The 24886-nt window shown below is 54.9% G+C and carries 20 protein-coding genes and 7 tRNA genes; 22 read left to right on the plus strand and 5 right to left on the minus strand.

Annotation, left to right across the window (positions count from 1 at the left end; translation table 11 throughout):
- Positions 1–15 precede the first annotated feature (15 nt).
- Both EC836_RS20560 and EC836_RS20565 read right to left on the minus strand, forming a co-directional pair.
- Complete coding sequence (locus EC836_RS20560; protein WP_123336586.1) at positions 16–405, minus strand: hypothetical protein; 390 nt, start codon at positions 403–405, stop codon at positions 16–18.
- Entirely contained in the window at positions 402–1751 is a 1350-nt protein-coding gene (locus EC836_RS20565; RefSeq protein ID WP_123336588.1) for an MFS transporter, read from the minus strand. The genes EC836_RS20560 and EC836_RS20565 overlap by 4 nt, the downstream gene beginning before the upstream one ends.
- A 92-nt stretch (positions 1752–1843) precedes the next feature.
- On the opposite strand from EC836_RS20565, the gene EC836_RS20570 reads away from it, so the two are divergent.
- Positions 1844–2731, plus strand: a complete 888-nt coding sequence (locus EC836_RS20570; protein ID WP_123336590.1) for a LysR family transcriptional regulator — start codon at positions 1844–1846, stop codon at positions 2729–2731.
- Positions 2732–2845: 114 nt separating this feature from the next.
- On the opposite strand, the gene glnS is transcribed toward EC836_RS20570, so the two are convergent.
- Both glnS and nagE read right to left on the minus strand, forming a co-directional pair.
- Positions 2846–4513, minus strand: coding sequence for a glutamine--tRNA ligase (gene glnS / locus EC836_RS20575; RefSeq protein WP_123336591.1), 1668 nt, complete (start codon positions 4511–4513; stop codon positions 2846–2848).
- A gap of 157 nt (positions 4514–4670) precedes the next feature.
- Positions 4671–6626, minus strand: a complete 1956-nt coding sequence (nagE, locus tag EC836_RS20580) for a PTS N-acetyl glucosamine transporter subunit IIABC (RefSeq protein ID WP_123336593.1) — start codon at positions 6624–6626, stop codon at positions 4671–4673.
- Between the two features lie 333 nt (positions 6627–6959).
- Between nagE and nagB the strand changes: the two genes are divergently transcribed.
- The 12 genes from nagB to EC836_RS20640 all read left to right on the plus strand — a co-directional run bounded on the left by nagB (position 6960) and on the right by EC836_RS20640 (position 13890).
- On the plus strand, positions 6960–7760 hold the full coding sequence (nagB, locus tag EC836_RS20585; RefSeq protein WP_123336595.1) for a glucosamine-6-phosphate deaminase: 801 nt from the start codon (positions 6960–6962) through the stop codon (positions 7758–7760).
- Positions 7761–7861: 101 nt separating this feature from the next.
- The gene (gene nagA, locus EC836_RS20590; RefSeq protein WP_123336597.1) at positions 7862–9010 is read left to right on the plus strand and encodes an N-acetylglucosamine-6-phosphate deacetylase; all 1149 of its coding nucleotides are present in this window, start codon (positions 7862–7864) and stop codon (positions 9008–9010) included.
- 7 nt (positions 9011–9017) lie between these two features.
- Positions 9018–10238: an N-acetylglucosamine repressor gene (locus tag EC836_RS20595; protein ID WP_123336599.1), complete on the plus strand. Its 1221-nt coding sequence runs from the start codon at positions 9018–9020 to the stop codon at positions 10236–10238.
- Between the two features lie 17 nt (positions 10239–10255).
- Positions 10256–11008, plus strand: coding sequence for an HAD-IIA family hydrolase (locus EC836_RS20600; protein WP_123336601.1), 753 nt, complete (start codon positions 10256–10258; stop codon positions 11006–11008).
- Positions 11009–11276: 268 nt separating this feature from the next.
- Entirely contained in the window at positions 11277–12941 is a 1665-nt protein-coding gene (gene asnB / locus EC836_RS20605; protein WP_123336603.1) for an asparagine synthase B, read from the plus strand.
- A 218-nt stretch (positions 12942–13159) separates the two neighbouring features.
- Positions 13160–13236 (plus strand) — tRNA-Met (locus EC836_RS20610).
- An 11-nt stretch (positions 13237–13247) separates the two neighbouring features.
- A tRNA-Leu gene (locus EC836_RS20615) sits at positions 13248–13332 on the plus strand.
- A gap of 26 nt (positions 13333–13358) precedes the next feature.
- Positions 13359–13433: transfer RNA gene (locus EC836_RS20620), tRNA-Gln, on the plus strand.
- A gap of 53 nt (positions 13434–13486) precedes the next feature.
- Positions 13487–13561 (plus strand) — tRNA-Gln (locus EC836_RS20625).
- Between the two features lie 28 nt (positions 13562–13589).
- A tRNA-Met gene (locus EC836_RS20630) sits at positions 13590–13666 on the plus strand.
- A gap of 6 nt (positions 13667–13672) precedes the next feature.
- A tRNA-Gln gene (locus EC836_RS20635) sits at positions 13673–13747 on the plus strand.
- A gap of 68 nt (positions 13748–13815) precedes the next feature.
- Positions 13816–13890: transfer RNA gene (locus tag EC836_RS20640), tRNA-Gln, on the plus strand.
- A 132-nt stretch (positions 13891–14022) separates the two neighbouring features.
- Here the strand turns inward: EC836_RS20640 and ubiF are convergent.
- Positions 14023–15201 carry a 3-demethoxyubiquinol 3-hydroxylase gene (gene ubiF / locus EC836_RS20645; RefSeq protein ID WP_123336605.1) on the minus strand — a complete coding sequence of 393 codons (1179 nt, stop codon included), beginning with the start codon at positions 15199–15201 and terminating at the stop codon, positions 14023–14025.
- Between the two features lie 179 nt (positions 15202–15380).
- Here ubiF and miaB point away from each other — a divergent pair, with 179 nt between their 5' ends.
- The 9 genes from miaB to EC836_RS20695 all read left to right on the plus strand — a co-directional run bounded on the left by miaB (position 15381) and on the right by EC836_RS20695 (position 24873).
- Positions 15381–16805: a tRNA (N6-isopentenyl adenosine(37)-C2)-methylthiotransferase MiaB gene (gene miaB / locus EC836_RS20655; RefSeq protein WP_123336607.1), complete on the plus strand. Its 1425-nt coding sequence runs from the start codon at positions 15381–15383 to the stop codon at positions 16803–16805.
- A 203-nt stretch (positions 16806–17008) separates the two neighbouring features.
- Positions 17009–18073, plus strand: coding sequence for a PhoH family protein (locus tag EC836_RS20660; RefSeq protein ID WP_123336609.1), 1065 nt, complete (start codon positions 17009–17011; stop codon positions 18071–18073).
- Positions 18070–18537 (plus strand): rRNA maturation RNase YbeY, encoded by a 468-nt coding sequence (gene ybeY, locus EC836_RS20665; RefSeq protein ID WP_123336611.1) that lies wholly within the window; start codon positions 18070–18072, stop codon positions 18535–18537. Before EC836_RS20660 ends, ybeY begins: the two co-directional genes overlap by 4 nt.
- Before the next feature lie 83 nt (positions 18538–18620).
- Positions 18621–19499, plus strand: coding sequence for a CNNM family magnesium/cobalt transport protein CorC (gene corC, locus EC836_RS20670; RefSeq protein WP_123336614.1), 879 nt, complete (start codon positions 18621–18623; stop codon positions 19497–19499).
- Positions 19500–19506: 7 nt separating this feature from the next.
- A complete protein-coding gene (gene lnt, locus EC836_RS20675) occupies positions 19507–21048 on the plus strand; it encodes an apolipoprotein N-acyltransferase (RefSeq protein ID WP_123336616.1) in 1542 nt (513 codons plus the stop codon).
- A gap of 565 nt (positions 21049–21613) precedes the next feature.
- The gene (locus EC836_RS20680) at positions 21614–22537 is read left to right on the plus strand and encodes an amino acid ABC transporter substrate-binding protein (RefSeq protein ID WP_123336618.1); all 924 of its coding nucleotides are present in this window, start codon (positions 21614–21616) and stop codon (positions 22535–22537) included.
- A 192-nt stretch (positions 22538–22729) separates the two neighbouring features.
- Complete coding sequence (locus EC836_RS20685) at positions 22730–23470, plus strand: amino acid ABC transporter permease (protein ID WP_123336620.1); 741 nt, start codon at positions 22730–22732, stop codon at positions 23468–23470.
- Positions 23470–24147, plus strand: a complete 678-nt coding sequence (gene gltK, locus EC836_RS20690) for a glutamate/aspartate ABC transporter permease GltK (protein ID WP_123336622.1) — start codon at positions 23470–23472, stop codon at positions 24145–24147. The genes EC836_RS20685 and gltK overlap by 1 nt, the downstream gene beginning before the upstream one ends.
- The gene (locus tag EC836_RS20695) at positions 24148–24873 is read left to right on the plus strand and encodes an amino acid ABC transporter ATP-binding protein (RefSeq protein WP_105591041.1); all 726 of its coding nucleotides are present in this window, start codon (positions 24148–24150) and stop codon (positions 24871–24873) included.
- The last annotated feature ends 13 nt before the right edge of the window (positions 24874–24886 follow it).

Below are 24886 nucleotides of genomic sequence, written 5' to 3' on the forward strand. Positions count from 1 at the left end.
GGACTAGTACGGTAATTAATTGGCTACCATTGTTTCCTGCAAATAACGCCAGCGCGGTGGCTGGTTTGCGCAGTCAATGACCGCCAGCGAAATGCGATGAGAATGATTATCCTGCTGCTGCTGCAGTTCGTGATACTGAATAACCACCTCTTCTGCCCGCTGCGAAATAACGCTGCACTGCTCAATGGTAATCGTCATTCCCTGTCGCGCTCCGGTCAACCGACCGAATAAGGCTTCAACGTCAGCCAGCGCCAGGCTTTTGCCGCTCGGGGTGACCATTACAAAATCGTCGGCAAAATGCGTCAGCAACTCCGTAATCTGGCTGCCGTCGCCGTGAAAAACAGCCTCAATCAGCTGGTGCAGAACGATAACGCTCTGCGTAGCCTTTTCGGTTAAATCAGTCATTGGATTTCCTTATGAAAGCGTCGTTGATAAATCAGCCACAGCGGTAGCAAACCGCTAGCTGCCGCAATAATAAATGCCAGATGCCACGCCTGTTCTCCAGGAAAATAACGGCTCAGTACCGCCAGCAGCAGCGTAAACAAAGCGGTACCGAGGCTGAACGTAAGCTGGCGGTTAATATTCCATAGCGTACTGCCCCGGGTCATCTGCTGCTCGTTCAGCTCGATTAACGCCGTAGTCTGCGCGCAGTTCGCGGCAATTCCGCCACCGATCCCCATCAGTAGATAGGCCGCACACAGTATGCCACTACCGTTTGAATCGCTGACCAGGGAAAGCAGCGCAATGCCGCCGCTGTGCAGCAGCAGTCCGCAACTGAATAAGCGAGGTGCGCCGACCCGATAATAAATCCGCCCGGCCACCAGCATCGCCACCAGCGCTCCGGCACCGTAGAGCAGCATAAAGCTGCCGGTATGCCCGGCGCTGAAATGTAAAACCTGCTGCAGGTAAAAGATGTTAAGCAGATTCACCCCGGTAAATACGCCCGGGACAGCATAGTAAACGGCGATGGACAGATTCAGCTGAGGATTGCGCAGCAGGCTGAGATCGAGAATGGCCGTCGGCTGTCGTCGGTAATGCTGCAGATAACCCCACGCCAGCAATAAAGCAGCGGCCAGCCACAGCGTGGCCTGCGGCAAAGCCTGCTGCTCGCTGAACAGCGACAGGCTCCTCAACAACATGCCCAAAGCGCCACAGACCAGAATAATTCCGGTGATATCCGCGCGGATGCGCTCCGTTGTCTGCGGGCGGATCCATATCGCCGCCAGCAGCGCCGCGAGCAGACTGAACGGAATGTTGCTGTAGAAGATCCAGCGCCAGGAAAGCACATCGACCAGCATGCCCCCCAGCAGTGGAGACAGCGCGGGAGCAATCAGCGCAACGCACATGATCAGCGTTGAAATAGCGGCGCGCTGCCGCCCCTGAAACAGATTAAAGGTCAGCGCCTGGCCTACCGGGATCAGCAGCCCGCCGCCCGCCCCCTGGATAAAACGCCACGCGATTAGCGTACTGAAGGAATCAGCACGCGCGCAGCCCAGCGCGGCGATGCTGAAAATCAACATCGAGGCGACGATAGTCTGCCGGGTGCCAAAGCGTGAGGCCAGCCAGCCGCTCAGCGGCACGATCAGCGTCAGGCCCAGAATGTAGCCGTTTGCCACCCAGCTGATGGACTCCGTCGCAACGGACATCTGCGCAGCTATCGACGGCAGCGCAATAGCCGACATAAAAATATTAATACAATCTATAAAAAAGCCGAGCAGGAAAATCGCTGCGACCCGATAACCATAGTGCATTGTCACACCTCCACGCGCAGCATAGCGGCGGTTGACCTGACAAATAAAGACGCCTAAATTTAAATGATTGTTTGATAAAACTGAATAATCTCATGCATGCTCATCTTGATAAGATCCATACCTTCTTTGCCATCGTCGACAGCGGCAGCTTTACCCGGGCCGCCAGCAACCTCGGCTTAAGCCGCGCGATGGTCAGCCTGCATCTTAAGAGCCTGGAACAGCTGCTTGGCGTCACGCTGCTGGTGCGCAATACCCGCAGCCTCGCCCTGACCGGCCACGGGCAGCAGTTTTATCAGGACTTTAAGCTGATTTTTGCGGATATTGACCGTGCCGTCGCGCGAGTGGCCACTGAGCATCACTCCCTCTCAGGGGAACTGCGCATCACATCGACGTGGGAGTTCGGCCAGCAGTTCCTGATGCCGCTGGTCGGCGAATTCTGCCAGCGCCATCCCCTGCTGAAACTGAGCTACAGCGTCGGAGCTTCGCTGGATGATTTAGTCAGTAATAAGCTGGATGTGGCGATACGTCTGGGGGCGCTGCGCGACTCGTCCCTAAAAAGCCGCAGGCTGACGGATTATGCCATTTTACTGGTGGCTTCCCCTTCGCTGGTAAGCCGCAGCCACCCGCAGCAGTTGCAGGACGTTTCCGCCATGCCGTGGATCCACAACAGCAACCTGACGCATCCCGGCCGCTGGACCTTTCGCGGAGTGGATAATCAGACTGCAGAACTGAAGTCCGATGCCGCTTATACCGCCAACTCGGCACAAATCGTCCGCCAGATGGCATTAGGCGGAATGGGCGTCGCGGTGCTGCCGGAATGGCTGGTATGTGACGATATTGCCGCAGGCAGACTGCAGCACCTGTTTGAGACATGGCAGTTGCCGGATCAGCCGGTCAGCGCCGTGTTCGCAGGGCATGGGGAGATGCAGAGGAAAACCCGGCTGTTTATCGATTTTCTCTCTGAGAAACTGTCGATATAGCCGGGCCAGGTCAGACCTACAGAGGCATAACGTGCTCTGTGCGGCGCGGTGCCAGTGAAGATTTAGACGAAAAAAAAGGGCGAATCGTCGCCCTTTTATTGCAGCAGGATCGGCTTATTCGCCGATTTTAGCCCAGGTATCACGCAGGCCAACGGTGCGGTTAAAGACCAGATTGCTGGCAGAAGAATAAACGCTGTCAGCGCAGAAGTAGCCTTCACGCTCAAACTGATACGCCGCTGAGGCTTCCGCTTTCTGCATACCCGGCTCAACGAAACCGTGACGGACCACCAGAGATTCCGGGTTGATGCTGCCGAGGAAATCCTCCTCCGCCGCCGGATTCGGCACGCTGAACAGGCGATCGTACAGGCGGAACTCTGCCGGTAACGCATGCACGGCGGAAACCCAGTGGATCACGCCCTTCACTTTACGCCCATCAGCCGGATCTTTGCTCAGGGTGTCCACGTCGCAGGTACAGAACAGGCAGGTAATATTACCGTCTTCATCTTTCGCGACGCGTTCTGCTCTAATCACATAGGCGTTACGCAGACGAACTTCTTTACCCAGCACCAGGCGCTTGTACTGCTTGTTCGCTTCCTCACGGAAATCGGCGCGATCGATATAGATCTCACGGCTGAACGGCACTTCACGCGTCCCCATTTCCGGCTTATTCGGATGATTCGGCATGCTGATCGTCTCTTCATGATGAGCAGGCAGGTTTTCAATCACCAGTTTAACCGGGTCCAGCACCGCCATCGCGCGCGGGGCGTTTTCATTGAGATCGTCACGAATACAGGATTCCAGCGCGGCCATCTCAACGTTGTTGTCCTGCTTGGTGACGCCAATACGGCGGCAGAACTCACGGATCGACTCCGCGCTGTAGCCACGACGGCGCAGACCGGACACGGTCAGCATGCGCGGATCGTCCCAGCCCTCAACCACTTTCTCGCTCACCAGCTGGCTCAGCTTGCGCTTGGACATGATGGCGTATTCAAGATTCAGACGAGAAAACTCGTACTGGCGCGGATGAACCGGGATGGTAATGTTATCCAGCACCCAGTCATACAGGCGACGGTTGTCCTGGAACTCCAGCGTACACAGGGAATGGGTGATCCCTTCCAGCGCATCGGAAATGCAGTGCGTGAAATCGTACATCGGATAGATGCACCACTTCGAACCGGTCTGATGGTGATCGGCGAACTTAATACGGTACAGCACCGGATCGCGCAACACGATAAAGTTGGATGCCATATCGATTTTGGCACGCAGACACGCTTTACCTTCTTCAAACCCGCCGCTGCGCATTTTCTCAAACAGCGCCAGGTTTTCTTCCACGCTGCGATCGCGATAAGGGCTGTTTTTACCCGGCGCGGTCAGGCTGCCGCGGTATTCACGGATTTGCTCCGGTGAGAGTTCATCCACATACGCCAGCCCTTTTTCGATCAGTTCGACCGCATAGTGGTGTAGCTGGTCGAAATAGTCAGATGAGTAACGCACCTCGCCGCTCCACTCGAAGCCGAGCCACTGCACGTCACGTTTGATGGACTCAACGAACTCCAGGTCTTCCTTCACCGGGTTAGTATCATCAAAACGCAGATTGCACTGACCCTGGTAATCATTGGCGATACCAAAGTTCAGGCAGATCGACTTAGCGTGGCCAATATGCAGGTAGCCGTTTGGCTCAGGCGGGAAGCGGGTATGCACGCTCTTGTGCTTACCGGACGCCAGATCTTCGTCGATAATCTGACGAATAAAGTTCGTTGGGCGGGCTTCAGCCTCACTCATCTCAATTTCCTCAATTAATGCCTGGAATAAATTCGCTACGAAATAACGGAGTATGATCCACAAAGCGGGGGACTGAGACAACCGTTTGTTACGGAAATCCAATAAAAAAAGGGCGGGAATTGCTCGCCGCCCTTTCTGCTTACGTTAGTATCGTATTTTAGCCATTAATCTCGTAGATACGGCTCTCACCGGCAACGACGGTGTCGCCTGCCAGCAGCGTTAATCCAGAGAAATCCTCGATGTTGCTGACCACGACAGGGCTGATCATCGAACGGGCATTGGCTTCCAGGAAGGCCAGATCCATTTCCAGCACCGGTTGACCGGCCACCACCTGGGCACCTTCTTCCACCAGACGGGTAAAGCCTTTACCCTGCAGCGCAACGGTATCCAGCCCCATGTGCACCACAATTTCCGCCCCTTTATCCGTTTCCAGACAGAAGGCGTGATTGGTGTTGAAGATTTTCACCAGCGTACCGCTGGCCGGTGCCACGACGGTGCTGCTGGTCGGTTTGATCGCCAGCCCGTCACCGACCGCTTTACTGGCGAAGGCTTCATCCGGCACCTGGTCAATTGCCACTACGGTCCCGCTCACCGGAGCCACCAGCGTACCAACAATCCCTTTACTGGCGTTTGGTACGGCCTGCGGCGCCGCGGTTGGCGCAGCCGGTGCGACTGGCGTAGCGGTAGCCGCTGCCGCCGCGATTGGCCCTTTGGCAATCAGTTTTTTCATGCTTTCAGCGATGGATTCCGCTTTCGCACCGACAATCACCTGGATCGTCTGTTTATTCAGTCGAACAATACCGGATGCGCCCAAACGCTTACAGGCGGCATCGTTAACCAGTCCGGCATCTTTAACGGACAGGCGCAGACGGGTGATACAGGCATCAATCACGTTGAGGTTATCAGAGCCACCGATCGCCACAATGTACTGGCGGGACAGCTGATCCATCCCCTCTTCGGTGTTGCTGTTCGCTTCTTCTGTTACCACCAGGTCAGAGGCATCCTCCCGGCCCGGCGTTTTCAGATTCATCATGCGAATCACCGCACTGAAAAGCACGAAGTAAACCAGGAATGCAACCAGGCCCATCACCAGCAGCATCCAGACGTTCTGGCTGGCGGCCGGCAGGTTATACATCAACACGTAGTCGATGGCCCCCGCCGAGAAGGAGAATCCGGCATGGATCCCCAGCAGCGTAGCGACAAACAGGCTGATACCGGTTAGCAATGCGTGGATCAGGTACAGCATCGGTGCCAGGAACATGAACAGGAATTCCAGCGGCTCGGTCACACCGGTCAGAAATGCGGTTACCGCTACGGAGAGCAGCATGCCGCCGACCATTGGACGGCGCTCTTTTGGCGCAGCCATATACATCGCCAGCGCAGCGCCCGGCAGACCGAACATCATGATCGGGAAGAAGCCCGACATGAACATCCCTGCGGTACCGTCACCGGCGTAGAAACGATTGATATCGCCGTGGAAGACGGTACCTGCCGCGTTGGTGAATTCACCAATCTGGAACCAGGCAATGGTATTCAGCACCTGATGCAGACCGGTTGGGATCAGCAGACGGTTAACGAAGCCGAACACGCCAGCCCCGAATGCGCCTTCAGCCACAATCCATTCACCACCGGCGTGAATCGCGTTCTGCACCGGCGGCCAGACGTAGCCGAAAATGGCTGCCAGCACCAGACAGAAGAAGCCAGTGGCGATCGGCACAAACCGTTTACCGCCGAAGAAGCTGAGGAAGTCAGGCAGTTTAATATCGGCCCAGCGGTTATAGGTGGCACCCGCGACCAGACCGGTGATGATCCCCGCCAGCACGCCCATATTGACGGCTGGGTTGATGGTCACCATCGCTTTGGTCAGGATAAAGTAACCCACGGCACCAGCCAGCGCAGCTGCTCCAGCATTGTCTTTTGACCACGTTGACGCTACGCCGATGGCGAAGATCAGCGCGAGGTTATCGAAGATTGCACCGCCGCCCTGTGCGATGAACGGCATATTCAGTAAATCAGGTTGACCAAAGCGCAGCATCAGTGCAGCAACCGGCAGTACGGCTATCGGCAGCTGTAGCGAGCGCCCCAATCGTTGAAAGAATCCTAAAATATTCACCTTTTCCCCCTTTGAACCCGTTAAGGTGCCAGAAATCGTTTATTTTTTTACGGTCTTCTGCAGTCTGAGTGACAGTATACACCACAGTCACAAGTGTAAAAAAAAATTAATTCGCTTCGCAAATTATATCACTGCTTATGTGATTAAAATCACCAAAAAAATCATTTTTACCACCATTAGACTGGCTAACATAACAAACTTATTTTATGATACGAAAAATCAAAACGGACTCATCCCTCTGTTATCTGTTCGTAATCACGTTACGATAAATCTTAGTTAGCAGGGCAGCGTTTTCAGACCCATATTTATATTGCTCATTTTACGAGGTTCATCATGAGACTGATTCCACTGGCAACATCTCCTCAGGTCGGTAAGTGGGCTGCACGCCACATTGTTACCCGCATCAACAACTTCAAACCTACCGCAGAGCGCCCTTTCGTTCTGGGCCTGCCAACCGGCGGCACGCCGCTGGAAGCCTACAAGCACCTGATTGAGATGCATAAAGCGGGCCAGGTTAGCTTCAAGCACGTCGTCACCTTTAATATGGACGAATATGTTGGCCTACCGAAGGAGCACCCGGAAAGCTATCACAGCTTCATGCATCGTAACTTTTTCGATCACGTTGATATTCAAAGCGAAAATATCAATCTTCTCAATGGCAATGCGCCGGATATTGACGCAGAATGTCGCCAGTATGAGGAAAAAATTCGCTCCTACGGCAAAATCCATCTGTTTATGGGCGGCGTGGGCAACGACGGGCACATCGCTTTTAATGAACCGGCCTCTTCGCTGGCTTCACGCACCCGTATCAAAACGCTGACCCACGATACCCGTATCGCCAACTCACGTTTCTTCGGTGGCGATGTGGATCAGGTGCCAAAATACGCGCTGACCGTGGGCGTGGGTACGCTGCTTGATGCCGAAGAAGTGATGATTCTGGTTACCGGCCACCTGAAGGCGCATGCCCTGAAAGCTGCTGTTGAAGGTAACGTTAATCATATGTGGACCATCAGCTGCCTGCAGCTACATGCTAAGTCTGTAGTGGTTTGCGATGAGCCGGCCACAATGGAACTGAAAGTGAAGACCGTGAAGTACTTCCGCGAAATGGAAGCGGAAAATATTACCGGTCTGTGATGCCGGGAGGTGCGCCTCCCCTTCACCGATCGCATCCGGCTGGTCGAGGCTTCGCTAAGGCCAGCCGGATCGTAACAGCATTAAAAGTCAGGAGAATGACTATGTACGCTTTAACCCAGGGTCGTATTTATACCGGCCATGAAGTCCTCGACGGGCATGCGGTGGTGATCGCCGATGGCCTGATCGACCGTGTTTGCCCGCTCGGCGATGTGCCTGACGGTATTGAAATCCGTGACGTTAACGGTGCCATTATCGCCCCTGGCTTTATCGATCTGCAGCTTAACGGCTGCGGCGGCGTGCAGTTTAATGATGACCCTGCGGCAATCAGCGTTGAAACGCTGAATACCATGCAGAAAGCGAATGAAAAATCCGGCTGTACCAGCTTCCTGCCGACGCTTATTACCAGCACCGACGAGCTGATGAAACGCGCGGTTGAAGTGATGCGGGCATGGCTGGCACAAAACACCAATCAGGCGCTGGGTCTGCACCTTGAAGGCCCGTGGCTGAATCCGCTGAAGAAAGGCACCCACAATCCGGCACTGATCCGCGCCCCTGATAAAGCGCTGGTCGACTTCCTGTGTGAAAATGCGGACGTGATTACCAAGATTACGCTGGCCCCTGAAAAAGTGGGCACGGAAGTCATCCGCCAGCTGCGTGCCGCCGGGATCGTGATTTCCGCCGGGCACTCGCATGCGACCTATGACGAAGCGCGCAGCGGCATTTCCGCAGGCGTCAGCTTTGCCACCCACCTTTATAACGCGATGCCAACCACCACCGGCCGCGAACCGGGTTTGATCGGCGCGCTGTTTGATTCCCCTGACGTCTGGTGTGGCGTGATTGCCGACGGTTTACACGTCCATTTCGCCAACATTCGGAACGCAAAACGCATTAAGGGCGACAAGCTGGTGCTTGTCACCGATGCTACCGCGCCGGCGGGCGCTAATATTGACCAGTTCATTTTTGCTGGTAAAACAATATACTATCGTAACGGGCTGTGCGTTGACGAGAACGGTACTCTGAGTGGTTCTGCGCTGACTATGATTGAAGCTGTGGAGAACAGCGTCGAACATGTTGGTATCGCCCTGGATGAAACGCTACGTATGGCAACGCTTTATCCGGCCCGTGCAATGGGGGTTGATAATCAGTTAGGGTCAATTGAAGCCGGAAAAGTGGCGAACCTGACGGTATTCACCCGCGATTATAAAATCACCCGGACCATCGTTAACGGTAACGAGGTCTTTAGCGAGTAGATATTGAATGAGCACTGGCGGCCAGGCCCAGATTGGGAATGTTGATCTTGTTAAACAACTAAATAGCGCGGCCGTGTATCGGCTCATCGATCAGCAGGGGCCCATATCGCGCATTCAGATTGCCGAACACAGCCAGCTTGCCCCCGCCAGCGTCACCAAGATCACCCGGCAGCTCATTGAACGCGGGCTGATTAAAGAGGTTGAGCAGCAGGCCTCCACCGGCGGCCGCCGGGCCATCTCGATTATCAGCGAAACCCGTGGCTTCAACACCATTGGCGTTCGCCTGGGCCGTAACGATGCCACACTGACCCTGTTCGATCTCAGCGGCAAATCGCTGGCGGAGGAGCACTATCCTCTGCCGGAGCGCAGCCAGGAAACGCTGGAGCACGCGCTGTTTAATTCCATCGCGGCCTTCCATGAGCAGCATCAGCGCAAGCTGCGCGAGCTCATCGCCATTTCGGTTATTCTTCCCGGCCTGGTCGATCCAACCAACGGCGTGATCCGCTATATGCCGCATATCAGCGTCAGCCACTGGCCGCTGGTCGCCAACCTCGAAAAACGCTTTAACGTCACCAGCTTTGTCGGGCACGATATCCGCAGCCTGGCGCTGGCAGAGCACTATTTTGGTGCTTCTCGCGACTGCGCAGACTCCATTCTGGTGCGCGTACATCGCGGAACGGGGGCGGGGATTATCGCCAACGGTCACATTTTCCTTGGCAGCAACGGCAACGTCGGCGAGCTGGGGCATATTCAGGTTGATCCGTTAGGCGAGCGCTGCCACTGCGGCAACTTTGGCTGTCTGGAAACGATTGCCGCCAATAGCGCGATTGAACACCGCGTGCGCCACCTGCTGACGCAGGGCTATCCGAGCAGTCTGAGTCTGGATAACTGTCAGATCCAGCATATCTGTAGTGCCGCTAATCGCGGCGACGCGCTGGCCGCTGAGGTTATCGAACATGTAGGCCGCCATCTGGGTAAAGCGATTGCCATCGCCATTAACCTGTTTAATCCGCAGAAAGTCGTCATTGCCGGTGAGATAACCGAGGCAGATAAAGTCCTGCTGCCTGCAATTGAAAGCTGCATCAACACCCAGGCGCTAAAAGCGTTCCGCAAAAATCTACCGGTCGTACGCTCAGAGATCGATCATCGGTCGGCCATCGGGGCCTTTGCGCTGGCGAAACGGGCGATGCTTAACGGCATCCTGCTGCAGCGACTTCTGGAAGCCTAATCAAGGACTGTAAGTGCATGACGATTAAGAACGTAATTTGTGATATTGACGGCGTATTGATGCATGACAATACCGCCGTGCCCGGCGCGCGTGAATTCCTGCAGCGGATCATGGGAAACGATATGCCGCTGGTGGTGTTGACCAACTACCCCTCACAAACCGCAATGGACCTGGCGAACCGCTTTGCTTCGGCAGGGATCGACCTTCCGGACAGCGTGTTTTATACCTCCGCAATGGCAACCGCCGATTTTCTGAAGCGCCAGGAAGGAAAAAAAGCCTATGTCGTTGGCGAGGGTGCGCTGATCCATGAGCTGTATAAAGCCGGGTTTACCATTACCGATATCAACCCGGATTTCGTGATCGTCGGTGAGACACGCTCCTTTAACTGGGACATGATGCATAAAGCCGCCTTCTTTGTGGCGAACGGCGCACGCTTTATTGCCACCAACCCGGACAGTCACGGCCACGGTCACTCCCCTGCCTGCGGCGCCCTGTGCGCCGGGATTGAGCGTATCTCCGGTCGGCAGCCTTTCTACGTCGGCAAGCCCAGTCCGTGGATCATGCGCGCCGCGCTGAATAAGATGCAGGCCCATTCAGAGGAAACGGTTATTGTTGGCGATAATCTTCGCACCGATATTCTGGCCGGATTCCAGGCAGGTCTGGAAACCATCCTGGTCCTTTCCGGCGTGTCCAGCCTCAGCGATATCGACGCTATGCCCTTCCGACCGACCTGGGTTTATCCCTCCGTCGCGGATATCGACATATTTTAATTCCCCAGCCCGGCTAACGCCGGGCTGGGTCTTTCTGTATCGCGCAAAATTCATCCGCTTTTCGCCACTTTTTGTTGATTCATCAATAAAAACGCAAATTAATTGCATATTCGCTAAAGATTACGCCAAGTCAACGGGCTATTTTTCAGGTATTGGCTAAATTGCTTGCATAGTCTGCTCTGTTAGCGCATTTTCTTATACATCAGGCGGCAACTCTCGCCTCAAACCAATATCAATACCGCAAGGTAAGTCGTTTAGGGAGCTGTGTATGTGTTCTATTTTTGGTGTACTCGATCTGAAAACCGATCCTACTGAACTGCGTAAGAAAGCGCTGGAGCTTTCTCGTCTGATGCGCCACCGTGGCCCGGACTGGTCAGGCATTTATGCCGATGACTATGCCATCCTCGCCCACGAGCGTCTGTCGATCGTTGACGTGAACAATGGCGCACAGCCACTGTACAACGCCGCGCACACCCACGTTCTGGCGGTTAACGGTGAGATCTACAACCATCAGGCACTGCGCGCTGAACTGAGCGACCGCTATGAATTCCAGACGGATTCCGACTGCGAAGTGATCCTCGCGCTGTATCAGGAAAAAGGTATCGATTTCCTGGACGATCTGCAGGGTATGTTTGCCTTTATTCTGTATGACACCGAGAAGAAAACCTGGCTGATCGGCCGTGACCATATCGGCATCATTCCGCTGTATATGGGCAACGATGAACACGGCAACCTGTATGTCGCGTCTGAAATGAAGGCACTGGTGCCGGTTTGCCGTACGATCAAAGAGTTTCCGGCAGGCAGCTATATGTCCAGCACCGATGGTGAGATTAAACGCTACTGGCAGCGCGACTGGTTCGACTATGCCGCCGTGGCTAACAACACAACCGATGCAGCGGCTCTAAAAGGCGCGCTGGAAGAGTCAGTGAAAAGCCACCTGATGTCAGACGTACCTTATGGCGTACTGCTGTCCGGTGGTCTGGACTCCTCCATCATTTCAGCGGTGACCAAGAAATTTGCTGCCAAGCGCGTAGAAGATCACGACAAGAGCGAAGCCTGGTGGCCACAGCTGCACTCCTTCGCCGTGGGCCTGGACGGTTCACCGGATCTTAAAGCCGCGAAAGCCGTGGCCGAACATCTGGGTACCGTGCACCATGAAATTCATTTCACCGTGCAGGAAGGCCTGGATGCGATTCGCGATGTGATTTATCACATTGAAACCTATGACGTGACCACCATCCGTGCATCAACGCCGATGTATCTGATGTCACGTAAGATCAAAGCGATGGGCATTAAGATGGTGCTGTCCGGTGAAGGTGCGGATGAAGTCTTCGGTGGCTACCTGTACTTCCATAAGGCACCGAACGCGCAGGAGTTCCACGAGGAGAACGTGCGCAAGCTGCATGCGCTGCACATGTTTGACTGTGCGCGTGCCAACAAGGCGATGTCGGCCTGGGGCGTGGAAGCTCGCGTACCGTTCCTGGATAAGAAATTCCTTGATGTGGCAATGCGCATCAACCCGGAAGACAAAATGTGCGGCAGCAACGGCAAAATGGAAAAACACATCCTGCGTGAGTGTTTTGAATCCTACCTGCCGGCAAGCGTAGCATGGCGCCAGAAAGAGCAGTTCTCCGACGGTGTTGGCTACAGCTGGATTGATACGCTGAAAGAAGTGGCCGCAGAGCAGATTAGCGACCAGCAGCTGCAAACTGCGCACTTCCGCTTCCCGTACAACACGCCATCCTCAAAAGAGGCGTATCTGTACCGTGAAATCTTTGAAGAACTGTTCCCGGTACCGAGCGCGGCAGAATGCGTTCCGGGCGGCCCTTCCGTCGCCTGCTCGTCGGCTAAAGCCATCGAATGGGACGAAGCGTTCAAAAACATGGACGACCCGTCAGGACGTGCGGTTGGCGTGCATCAGTCCGCCTATTAATCCTTACCGTCTGACAAATACTTACGGGCCTTTATGGCCCGTTTTTTTTGCCATAATGCTGTTTAGACTCAGAATTCGTTGATTTTATCGACATAATGGTCACAAGCCATGCAAACAACACGTTTATGGCAAAAAACGGGAAAAAACTAGTTGACGCTTTTGGGCCAACTCCGCATAATGCGCCCCGCAACGCCGATGAAGGTTACGCAAAAAAAGAAGGCTACTTAGCTCAGCTGGTTAGAGCACAGCACTCATAATGCTGGGGTCACAGGTTCGATTCCCGTAGTAGCCACCACTTCTTTTTGCGCGGGAGTGGCGAAATTGGTAGACGCACCAGATTTAGGTTCTGGCGCCGCAAGGTGTGCGAGTTCAAGTCTCGCCTCCCGCACCATTTCCGACAGAGGTTTGCAGTAAGGATGGGGTATCGCCAAGCGGTAAGGCACCGGTTTTTGATACCGGCATTCCCTGGTTCGAATCCAGGTACCCCAGCCAGTTTTTGTAGTAGATTTAGATTTCTGACTGTCGTGTTATCACGATGCGGACATTGGGATATCGCCAAGCGGTAAGGCACCGGTTTTTGATACCGGCATTCCCTGGTTCGAATCCAGGTATCCCAGCCAGTCAGAAAGTAGTAAAGCAGTAACGTACGGCTACTTAGCTCAGCTGGTTAGAGCACAGCACTCATAATGCTGGGGTCACAGGTTCGATTCCCGTAGTAGCCACCAAATTTTTGGGGTGTCGCCAAGCGGTAAGGCACTGGTTTCTGATACCAGCATTCCGGGGTTCGAATCCCTGCACCCCAGCCATATAAAGACGGCTGGTTGTTATAAGTCGCAAAGTAAAAGTCGCCTGGTTCGCCAGTCGCAGTGAAAATTGGGGTGTCGCCAAGTGGTAAGGCTCTGGTTTCTGATACCAGCATTCCGGGGTTCGAATCCCTGCACCCCAGCCACAAAGTAAAAAAGCCCGCGCAAGCGGGCTTTTTTACATGTGTAGTTTACCTGGCTCAAACAAACTCACCGCTCAATAAAACAGACCGCTTAATGACAGCATCGGGCAGGCTTTCAACCCACCCGAAATAAAGCTACAGCCCCAGCGCGTACCGCAGCGCCTGACGCTTTAGCCCACCGGAATGCTCTGCCGCCATCAAGCCCAGGTTACGCACAAATTTTAACGGCGCAAGCTGATTGCTGAAGGCAAAATAAAACAGATCCATACCGCTCTGCATCAGTTGATTATCTTTCTGTCGCTGACGCTGATAACGCAGCAGCACCGCTTCCGAAGCCCAGTCCTCCGCGCGCAGACGCGACTCGCTCAGCACGTTAATCAGCGCGTCCACGTCGCGATAGCCGAGGTTCACCCCCTGCCCGGCCAGCGGATTGATGGTGTGGGCCGCATCACCGACCAGCGCCAGGCCCGGCTTAACGTAGTCGATGGCATGCCTGCGCACCAGCGGGAATGAGCCGGCGGCCACGGCGGTCACTTTGCCTAACCGCGCCGGGAAGTGTGCAGCAATTTCTTTTTGCAGCTGGGGGATCGGCATCGCCTGCAGCTGACGAATACGCGCCGGGCTGTCATACCAGACCAGTGATGCCCAGTTGTCGAACAGCGGCAGGAAAGCGCGCGGCCCCTGCGGGGTAAACTGCTGCCAGGTGGTATCACCGGCATCGTGTTCGCAGCGCACGCTGATCAGCATACAGGACTGGGCGTAGTTCCATCCGCGAATCCCTATTCCGGCCATCTGGCGAACCTGCGAATTAGCGCCGTCGGCGCCAATCACCAGACGCGCATTCAGCCGCTTGCCATCAGCAAGCGTGAGCTGCCAGCCCCCGTTCATCGATTGCAAACCCTGCAGCCGCGCGGGGCAGATTGTCCGCACAGGCTGCTGCTGCAGGCGCTGCCAAAGCGCACGCTGCAGCACGCTGTTCTCCACCATGTAGCCGAGCTCGGGCAGGCCAAGCGAGGCGGCATCAAACGAGACCTGGGCCGTCTGCCACTCCCAGGTTTCAAGCCGGCGATAAGGCACACAGCGCATGGCGCTGACCGCGGGCCAGACATCAAGCTGTTTGAGTAAAGCGACGGAGGCGGCACCAATGGCCGAGATACGCACGTCGGGAGGGCTTGCCGGATCAAACTCTGCCGGGGCTTCCTGCTCCAGAACCACCACCTCAAACCCATGCTGGGCCAGACCACTGGCTAACGCGGCGCCCACCATGCCACCGCCCACGATAGCCACATCTACCTTCTGCTCATTTTCTGTCATTGTTTTTCCTTCACCGGCGTTGCCAATTATGCTGTACAGCTACACCTCGCCGGGCGAATTCTGTTATCCTGATAGTTAGTAAGTGTACCGGATTTTAACCCCGTTACCTCAGTTTCACTGGTCGCGAAACAACAGGATACGCGTCCAGCACTCTTTTCTGCATGACAAATGGCAAGTCGATGACAAAAAAACTGCATATTAAAACCTGGGGCTGCCAGATGAATGAGTATGACTCATCCAAAATGGCTGACCTGTTAAACAGCACCCACGGTTATACCCTGACCGAAGACGCGGAAGACGCGGACGTACTGCTGCTCAACACCTGCTCGATTCGCGAAAAGGCTCAGGAAAAGGTTTTCAATCTGCTTGGCCGTTGGCGAAAGCTGAAAGAAGCACGACCGGATGTGATTATCGGCGTGGGAGGCTGTGTGGCATCGCAGGAAGGCGAGCACATTCGTCAACGCGCCAGCTGCGTGGATATTGTTTTTGGCCCGCAGACCCTGCACCGCCTGCCGGAAATGATCAACACCGTGCGCGGCACCAAAAGCCCGGTGGTCGACATCAGCTTCCCGGAAATTGAAAAATTCGACCGCATGCCCGAACCCCGCGCGGACGGACCGACGGCGTTTGTCTCTATCATGGAAGGCTGCAACAAGTACTGTACGTTCTGCGTGGTGCCCTATACGCGCGGTGAAGAGGTCAGCCGCCCGTCGGATGATATTCTCTTTGAGATCGCCCAGCTGGCAGCGCAGGGCGTGAGGGAAGTGAATCTGCTGGGGCAAAACGTTAACGCTTACCGGGGCGAAACTTACGACGGCGGAATCTGCACGTTCGCCGAACTGCTGCGTCTGGTGGCCGCCATTGACGGTATTGACCGCATTCGCTTCACCACCAGCCATCCGATTGAATTTACCGACGATATTATCGACGTTTATCGCGACACGCCGGAACTGGTCAGCTTCCTGCATCTGCCGGTACAGAGCGGAGCAGATCGTATACTCACGCTGATGAAGCGCTCGCATACCGCACTGGAATATAAAGCGATTATTCGTAAGCTGTTGGCTGCCCGACCCGATATTCAGATGAGCTCCGACTTTATCATCGGCTTCCCCGGGGAAACCCAGGCCGATTTTGAGCAAACCATGAAGCTGGTTGGCGATATTAACTTCGACGTCAGCTTCAGCTTTATCTACTCTGCGCGCCCCGGTACGCCCGCCGCCGATCTCCCGGACGATGTATCGGAAGACGAGAAGAAACAGCGTCTGTATATCCTGCAGGACCGCATTAACCAGCAGGCGATGGCGTGGAGCCGCCGTATGCTCGGCACCGTCCAGCGAATTCTGGTCGAAGGCACTTCGCGTAAAAATGTGATGGAGCTCTCCGGCCGCACGGAAAATAACCGCGTGGTCAATTTTGCCGGCACACCTGAACATATCGGCAAATTTGTCGATGTTGAAATCGTGGATGTCTATACCAACTCGCTGCGCGGTGTGCTGGTGCGTAGCGAAGAACAGATGGGCCTGCGCGTTATTGAGTCCCCTGCCTCGGTCATTGCCCGCACCCGCAAAGAAAATGAACTGGGCGTGAGTACTTTCCAGCCCTGATCCCGCCTTAAAATGCGGCGAGGCTTCCAGTTCGCCGCATTATTTCATGCAACAACGGTTGGTTTCTGAAATCTCAGCCCAAATATCGACTGAGACGCTTGCACCTTTGCGCCTCGCCATAAATAATTCCCTTATGGCACTGGCGCTTAAGTCGGTGAAGTCCACTTTTCTCAACCTGGCCCTGAGTGACCCAAAGGATTAGTTTGAATATTGAAACACGTGAAATTACCTTAGACCCGGCCGATAACACCCGACTGCTGAGCCTGTGTGGCCCGTTCGACGACAACATCAAGCAGCTGGAACGCCGTCTTGGGATTGAAATAAACCGACGGGATAATGCGTTTAAGCTGGTCGGGCGTGCGCTTTGCGTCAACGCCGCCGTGGATATTCTGCGCGATCTGTACGTGGATACCGCCCCCGTGCGTGGCCACATTCCGGATATCGATCCGGAACAAATCCACCTGGCGATTAAAGAGAGCCGGGTACTGGAGCAGACCGCTGAGAGCGTGCCGGACTTTGGCAAGGCCATTCACATCAAGACCAAACGCGGCGTGATCAAGCCACGTACGCCGAACCAGGCGCAGTACATTGCCAATATTCTCGACCACGACGTGACCTTTGGTATCGGGCCTGCGGGTACCGGTAAAACCTATCTGGCGGTGGCCGCTGCGGTAGATGCGCTGGAGCGACAGGAGATCCGTCGTATCATGCTGACTCGTCCGGCGGTCGAAGCCGGTGAGAAACTGGGCTTCCTGCCCGGCGATCTCAGCCAGAAGGTCGATCCTTACCTGCGTCCGCTGTATGACGCCCTGTTTGAGATGCTGGGCTTTGAGCGCGTAGAGAAGCTGATTGAACGCAACGTGATTGAAGTCGCCCCGCTGGCCTACATGCGCGGGCGTACCCTGAACGACGCGTTTATCATTCTTGATGAAAGCCAGAACACTACCATCGAACAGATGAAGATGTTCCTGACGCGTATCGGCTTCAACTCAAGAGCGGTGATTACCGGTGATGTGACCCAGATTGACCTGCCGCGTAATCTGAAATCCGGTCTGCGCCATGCGATTGAAGTGTTATCTGACGTGCCGGAATTGAGTTTCAACTTCTTCCACAGCGAAGACGTTGTGCGCCATCCGGTCGTTGCCCGCATTGTTGTTGCCTATGAAGCCTGGGAAAGCGCCGATCAAAAACGGCGCGATGCCCTGGCAGAAGAACGTAAACGTGAACCGCTTGCCCTGCAGCAGGCCGCTTCACAGGAGCCCAGATGAGTACAGTCATTCTTGACCTGCAGTTAGCCTGTGAAAGTGAACAGGGATTACCACCGGAAGCCGACTTTCGCCGCTGGCTGGAAGCGGTGCTGCCGCAGTTCCAGCCGGAAAGTGAAGTCACCATTCGCGTGGTGGATGAAGCGGAAAGCCATGAGTTGAACCATACGTATCGCGGTAAGGACAAGCCAACCAACGTGCTGTCTTTTCCGTTTGAAGCGCCGCCGGGCATTGAACTGCCCCTGCTGGGTGACCTGATTATTTGCCGTCAGGTGGTGGAGCAAGAAGCGCAGGAGCAGGAAAAAGCGCTGGAGGCGCACTGGGCGCACATGGTGATCCACGGCAGCCTGCACTTATTAGGTTATGATCACATCGAAGATGATGAAGCCGAAGAGATGGAATCGCTGGAGACCGAGATAATGCTTGCTCTTGGCTATCCCGATCCGTACATTTCGGAGAAAGAATAAGTACTGGCGTATCCAGCTTGCTGTACGCCTTGCCCCTACGGGGGCAGCCGATCCCTTAACAGAGAGACTAACTCAAAAACGCCATGAGCGATGACCATTCACAGAACAACGACAGTCCCAGTAGCAAAAAGGGATTTTTTAGCCTGATCCTCAACCAGCTGTTCCACGGTGAGCCAAAAAACCGTGATGACCTGCTTGAGCTCATCCGTGATTCCGAGCAGAACGAGCTGATCGATCCGGATACCCGGGACATGCTGGAGGGGGTGATGGATATCGCCGAGCAGCGTGTACGCGACATTATGATCCCCCGTTCCCAGATGGTCACCCTGAAGCGCAATATGTCGCTTGAGGAGTGTCTGGCGGTGATTATTGACTCAGCCCACTCGCGCTTCCCGGTGATCAGTGAAGACAAGGATCATGTTGAAGGCATCCTGATGGCGAAAGACCTGCTGCCGTTTATGAGCAGCAGCTCCGAGCCGTTCAGTATAGAAAAAGTCCTGCGCCAGGCCGTTGTGGTGCCGGAAAGTAAGCGTGTCGACCGTATGCTGAAAGAGTTCCGCTCCCAGCGCTACCATATGGCGATCGTCATTGATGAGTTTGGCGGTGTTTCCGGCCTGGTGACCATCGAAGATATTCTCGAGCTGATCGTTGGCGAAATCGAAGATGAATATGACGATGAAGAAGATCGTGATATCCGCCAGCTGAGCCGTCATACCTACACCGTGCGAGCGCTGGCCCCGATTGAAGACTTTAATGACGTCTTTGGCACCCACTTCAGCGATGAAGAGGTCGATACCATCGGTGGGCTGGTGATGCAGGGCTTCGGCCATCTCCCGGCGCGCGGAGAGAGTATCGAAATCGACGGTTATCAGTTTAAAGTCGCGATGGCCGACAGCCGCCGTATCATCCAGGTCCATGTCAGGGTTCCGGAAAACTCGCCACAGCCCACTCTGGAAGAGTAATTACCTTATGGCAATTGCCTCAATGTACCAGCGCCAGCGGGTTCGCCTGCTGCTCGCGCTGTTAACGGGTGCCGCTGGCACCCTTTCTTTCTCCCCTTATGATTTCTGGCCGGCCGCCCTCGTCTCTTTAATCGGGCTTCAGGCGCTAACGTTAAACCGCACCACCAGGCAGGCCTGCGCAATAGGGTTTGCGTGGGGCTTTGGCCTGTTCGGCAGCGGCATTAACTGGGTCTATGTCAGCATTGCCACCTTTGGCGGTATGCCCGGCCCGGTGAATATTTTCCTCGTGGTTCTGCTGGCAGCGTATCTGTCGCTGTACCCGATGCTGTTTACCACCCTGCTTAACCGCCTGTTCCGGAAAACCACGCTGCTGCGGCTGGTTCTGGTGGCGCCGGTTCTCTGGCAGGCAACGGAGTTTTTACGCGGCTGGATCTTAACCGGCTTCCCGTGGCTGCAGTTCGGCTACAGCCAGATTAACGGCCCGCTGAAAGGGCTGGCCCCGCTGGTTGGTGTGGAAGGCATTACTTTCATGCTGATGGTGATTGCCGGTCTGCTGGTCTTTGCCGCCAGTCAGCGTCGCTGGGGTGCGGGTATCATCGCACTGGCCCTGCTTTTAATGCCGTGGCCTCTCCGTCTGATCAACTGGTTCCAGCCGCTGCCGGAACGCGCCGTGGACGTCGCGCTGGTGCAGGGCAATATCGCGCAATCGATGAAGTGGGATCCTAACCAGCTGGTTAATACGCTAAAAACCTATACCGCGCTTAGCCGTCCCTTCGTCGGCAAAGCACCGATTATTATCTGGCCGGAGTCCGCTATTCCCGATCTGGAAACCCGGCAGCAGCCGTTCCTGAAAGAGGTGGATGAGCAGCTTCGCAACGGCGGCAGCAGCCTGATTACCGGGATTGTTGACTCGCGCCTCGAAAATAACCGCTACCACGACTACAACTCGATTATCGTGCTAGGCGGACCGGAGCCTTACAACTACTTCAGCGGCAACCGCTACCAGAAGAATCATCTGGTGCCTTTCGGTGAGTTTGTCCCGCTGGAATCGCTGCTTCGTCCGCTGGCTCCGTTCTTCGATCTGCCGATGTCCTCCTTCAGCCGTGGCAGCTACGTTCAGCCGCAGCTCAAAGTGGCAGGCTTTAATCTGACCGCCGCGATCTGCTACGAAATCGTGCTGGGCCAGCAGGTGCGGGATAACTTCCAGCCGGATACCAACTTCCTGCTGACCATCTCTAACGATGCCTGGTTTGGCCATTCCATCGGCCCCTGGCAGCATCTCCAAATGGCGCAGATGCGCGCGCTGGAGCTCGGTCGCCCGCTGCTGCGCAGCACCAATAATGGCGTAACGGCCATCGTGGATGCGAAAGGGGATATCAGCCAGATTATTCCCCAGTTCACCGCTGAGGTGCTGTCTGCCAAGGTCACGCCAACAACGGGCCTGACGCCTTATGCGCGTATCGGTAACTGGGGCGTGTGGGCTATCTCGCTGCTCTTCGTCGTGTTGGGTGGCATCTGCCGCTGGCGCTCACGCAGGTCCGCGCGTTAAATCTGTCCGGGGCCAGCCTGTGCGCTGGCCCCGCATTTCTTGCATTATTCAAGTCGCACTCTTTCGGCCCCCGTTTCCATCACTACGTTTTCCCTCACCTGTACTCGCTGCCTTTTTCCAGCTCCCTTTTTCTAATGCTACTCCTCCACTGCATTACCGGTCTGCGCTACCTTACTGACCGACTCTCAGGATCCCCTGTGCGTTCTGCACCCCGCTCGCCGTTTATGCTGCACTTTTGTTAAAAAACCGCCGTTGGCACGATGATTGCAAAATATTTCCGTGAAAACGTGTGTCGCCCTTAACAAAGTCATGACGAAACGCCTTACGCACCATAATGGAGCATTAAATGCACTATTTTGGATCTCAGGTGATAATCAAGCGCCAGATTGGTGCGGCATGACTCGCAAAAAGAAAACTTTTTCGTATCCTGCCGTTAACATTCGGCTATGTTATTTGAGAAAGACCACGTTAACCGCAGTACAAAAAACAGATAAACAGCTGGAAATACACACAACATCACGCAGGCGTAGTGTCATTCACGCCACAACAGCACAGGAGTTGGAACATGAAATTACGGAAACTGGGGCTTTGCCTTGCGCTGGCAGGTTTTGCCTCCGGTATTGCCCAGGCTGAAGAGGCTGCGGCACCGCAGGCAGCAGATGCACAAACCCAGACCCTGGAAAAGATCGCTAAAAACGGCGTAATAGTCGTGGGCCACCGTGAATCATCCGTCCCGTTCTCCTACTACGATAATCAGCAAAAAGTGGTGGGTTATTCTCAGGCGTATTCTGACGCCATCGTTGAAGCGGTTAAAAAGAAACTCAACAAGCCTGACCTGCAGGTTAAGCTGCTGCCAATCACCTCACAGAACCGCATCCCGCTGCTGCAAAACGGCACCTATGATTTCGAATGCGGTTCCACAACCAATAACCTCGAACGCCAGAAACAGGCCGCCTTCTCTGACAGCATCTTCGTTGTCGGTACCCGCCTGCTGGTGAAAAAAGGTGGCCCGATTAAAGATTTTGCTGACCTGAAAGGGAAAAGCGTCGTGGTCACCTCCGGCACCACGTCTGAAATCCTGCTGAACAAGCTGAATGACGAGAAGAAAATGGAAATGCGCATCATCAGCGCGAAAGATCACGGTGACTCGTTCCGTACGCTGGAAAGCGGGCGCGCGGTGGCCTTTATGATGGATGATGCTCTACTGGCCGGTGAACGCGCGAAAGCCAAGAAACCGTCTAACTGGGAAATTCTCGGTACGCCACAGTCGCATGAAGCCTACGGCTGTATGCTGCGTAAGGGTGATAGCGAATTCAAGAAGCTGATGGATGACACTATCGCGCAGACGCAGACGTCCGGCGAAGCGGCGAAATGGTTCGACAAATGGTTTAAACAGCCAATCCCACCGAAAAACATGACCATGGACTTCGATCTCTCTGACGATATGAAAGCGCTGTTCAAGTCTCCTAACGACAAGGCAATGAATTAATAACGAAAATAAAGGGCAGTCTGCTGCCCTACGATTGTTGAATACAGGCCCGGACAGACACGGCCAGGCTGATTGGGCAAAAGCCACGCAGCCTGGCTAAGGTATTAAGCGGTCGTTCCCCGCAGCGTACATCAGGGCCTCTCATCAATCTTCAGGGTAGCGGTCGCTACCCTTTTTTTACCGGAGTCGTTTATGTCAATTGATTGGAACTGGGGTATCTTCCTGCAACAGGCCCCGTTCGGTAATACCACCTACCTTGGCTGGCTATGGTCTGGTTTCCAGGTCACCGTTGCCGTCTCAGTCTGCGCCTGGATTATCGCTCTGCTGGTTGGATCGCTGTTTGGTATTTTGCGCACCGTACCTAACCGCTGGCTGTCAACGCTGGGCACCTGCTACGTTGAGCTTTTCCGCAACGTGCCGCTGATCGTTCAGTTCTTTATCTGGTATCTGGTTATCCCGGAGCTGCTGCCTGAAAGCATCGGCATGTGGTTCAAATCGGAGCTGGACCCGAATATTCAGTTCTTTACCTGTTCGGTACTCTGCCTGGGGCTGTTTACCGCCGCGCGCGTGTGCGAGCAGGTCCGCGCCGCGATTCAGTCTTTACCATCCGGTCAGAAAAACGCCGGGCTGGCGATGGGTCTGACGCTGCCACAAACCTACCGTTACGTCCTGCTGCCTAACGCCTATCGCGTTATCGTGCCGCCAATGACGTCTGAAATGCTGAACCTGGTGAAAAACTCGGCGATTGCTTCAACCATTGGTCTGGTGGATATGGCGGCGCAGGCGGGCAAACTGCTGGATTACTCCGCACACGCCTACGAATCCTTTACGGCGATTACGCTGGCCTACATCGCCATCAATGCGGTGATTATGCTGCTGATGAGCCTGGTTGAACGTAAAGTGCGCCTGCCCGGCAATACGGGAGGAAAATAATGTACGAATTTGACTGGAGCACCATCGTTCCCAATCTGCCTTACCTGTGGAACGGCATGATTGTGACGCTGAAAATCACCGTCACGGCGGTTATTTTTGGCATCATCTGGGGGACCCTGCTGGCGGTAATGCGACTGTCGTCAATCACCGTCGTCAGCTGGTTTGCCCGCCTGTACGTCAACCTGTTCCGTTCAGTACCGCTGGTAATGGTGCTGCTGTGGTTCTATTTGGTGGTGCCAAGCTTCCTACAACAGGTGCTGGGGCTGTCGCCAAAAACGGATATCCGCCTGATATCGGCGATGGTGGCCTTCTCACTGTTTGAAGCCGCGTACTACTCCGAGATTATCCGCGCAGGAATCCTGAGTATTGCTCGTGGTCAGGGTAATGCCGCGCTGGCGCTGGGCATGACGAAATGGCAGTCAATGCAGCTGATCATTCTGCCGCAGGCCTTTCGCGCCATGGTGCCGCTGCTCCTCACCCAGGGTATCGTTTTGTTCCAGGACACCTCACTGGTTTACGTTCTGAGCCTGGCCGATTTCTTCCGTACTGCAGATACCATCGGCATCAACAACGGAACCGAAATTGAGATGGTGCTGTTTGCCGGTGCGGTCTATTTTGTTATCAGCCTCAGTGCTTCGCTGTTGGTCAGCTATTTAAAGAAAAAAAGGACTGTTTAAATGATTACCCTGAAAAATGTTTCTAAGTGGTATGGTCAATTTCAGGTGCTGACCGACTGCTCAACGGAAGTGACGAAAGGTGAAGTGGTGGTGGTCTGTGGCCCTTCCGGCTCGGGTAAATCCACGCTGATTAAAACCGTTAACGGCCTGGAGCCTATCCAACAGGGCGTGATTGAAGTGAACGGCACGGCGGTGAACGATAAACGCACCAATCTTGCCCAGTTGCGTTCACGCGTTGGCATGGTGTTTCAGCACTTCGAACTGTTTCCCCACCTTTCCATCGTGGAAAACCTGACGCTGGCGCAGGTCAAGGTCCTTAAGCGTAATAAAGACGAGGCACGTCAGAAAGGGCTGAAGCTGCTGGAGCGCGTCGGGCTGGGCGCACACGCCAACAAGTTCCCGGGACAGCTTTCCGGCGGTCAGCAGCAGCGCGTGGCCATCGCCCGCGCGCTCTGTATGGATCCGATCGCCATGCTGTTTGATGAACCCACTTCCGCACTGGATCCCGAAATGATCAACGAAGTGCTGGATGTGATGGTGGAGCTGGCGAATGAAGGCATGACTATGATGGTGGTAACCCACGAGATGGGCTTTGCCCGTAAAGTGGCCAACCGGGTGATCTTTATGGATGAAGGCAAGATTGTGGAAGATTCACCGAAGGATGACTTCTTCAACAACCCGCAGTCGGAGCGTGCAAAAGAGTTCCTGGCGAAAATCCTGCATTAAGGCAGGCCGAGCG

This window comes from Erwinia sp. JUb26 (assembly GCF_003751505.1).
Classification (GTDB): Bacteria; Pseudomonadota; Gammaproteobacteria; order Enterobacterales; family Enterobacteriaceae; genus Erwinia.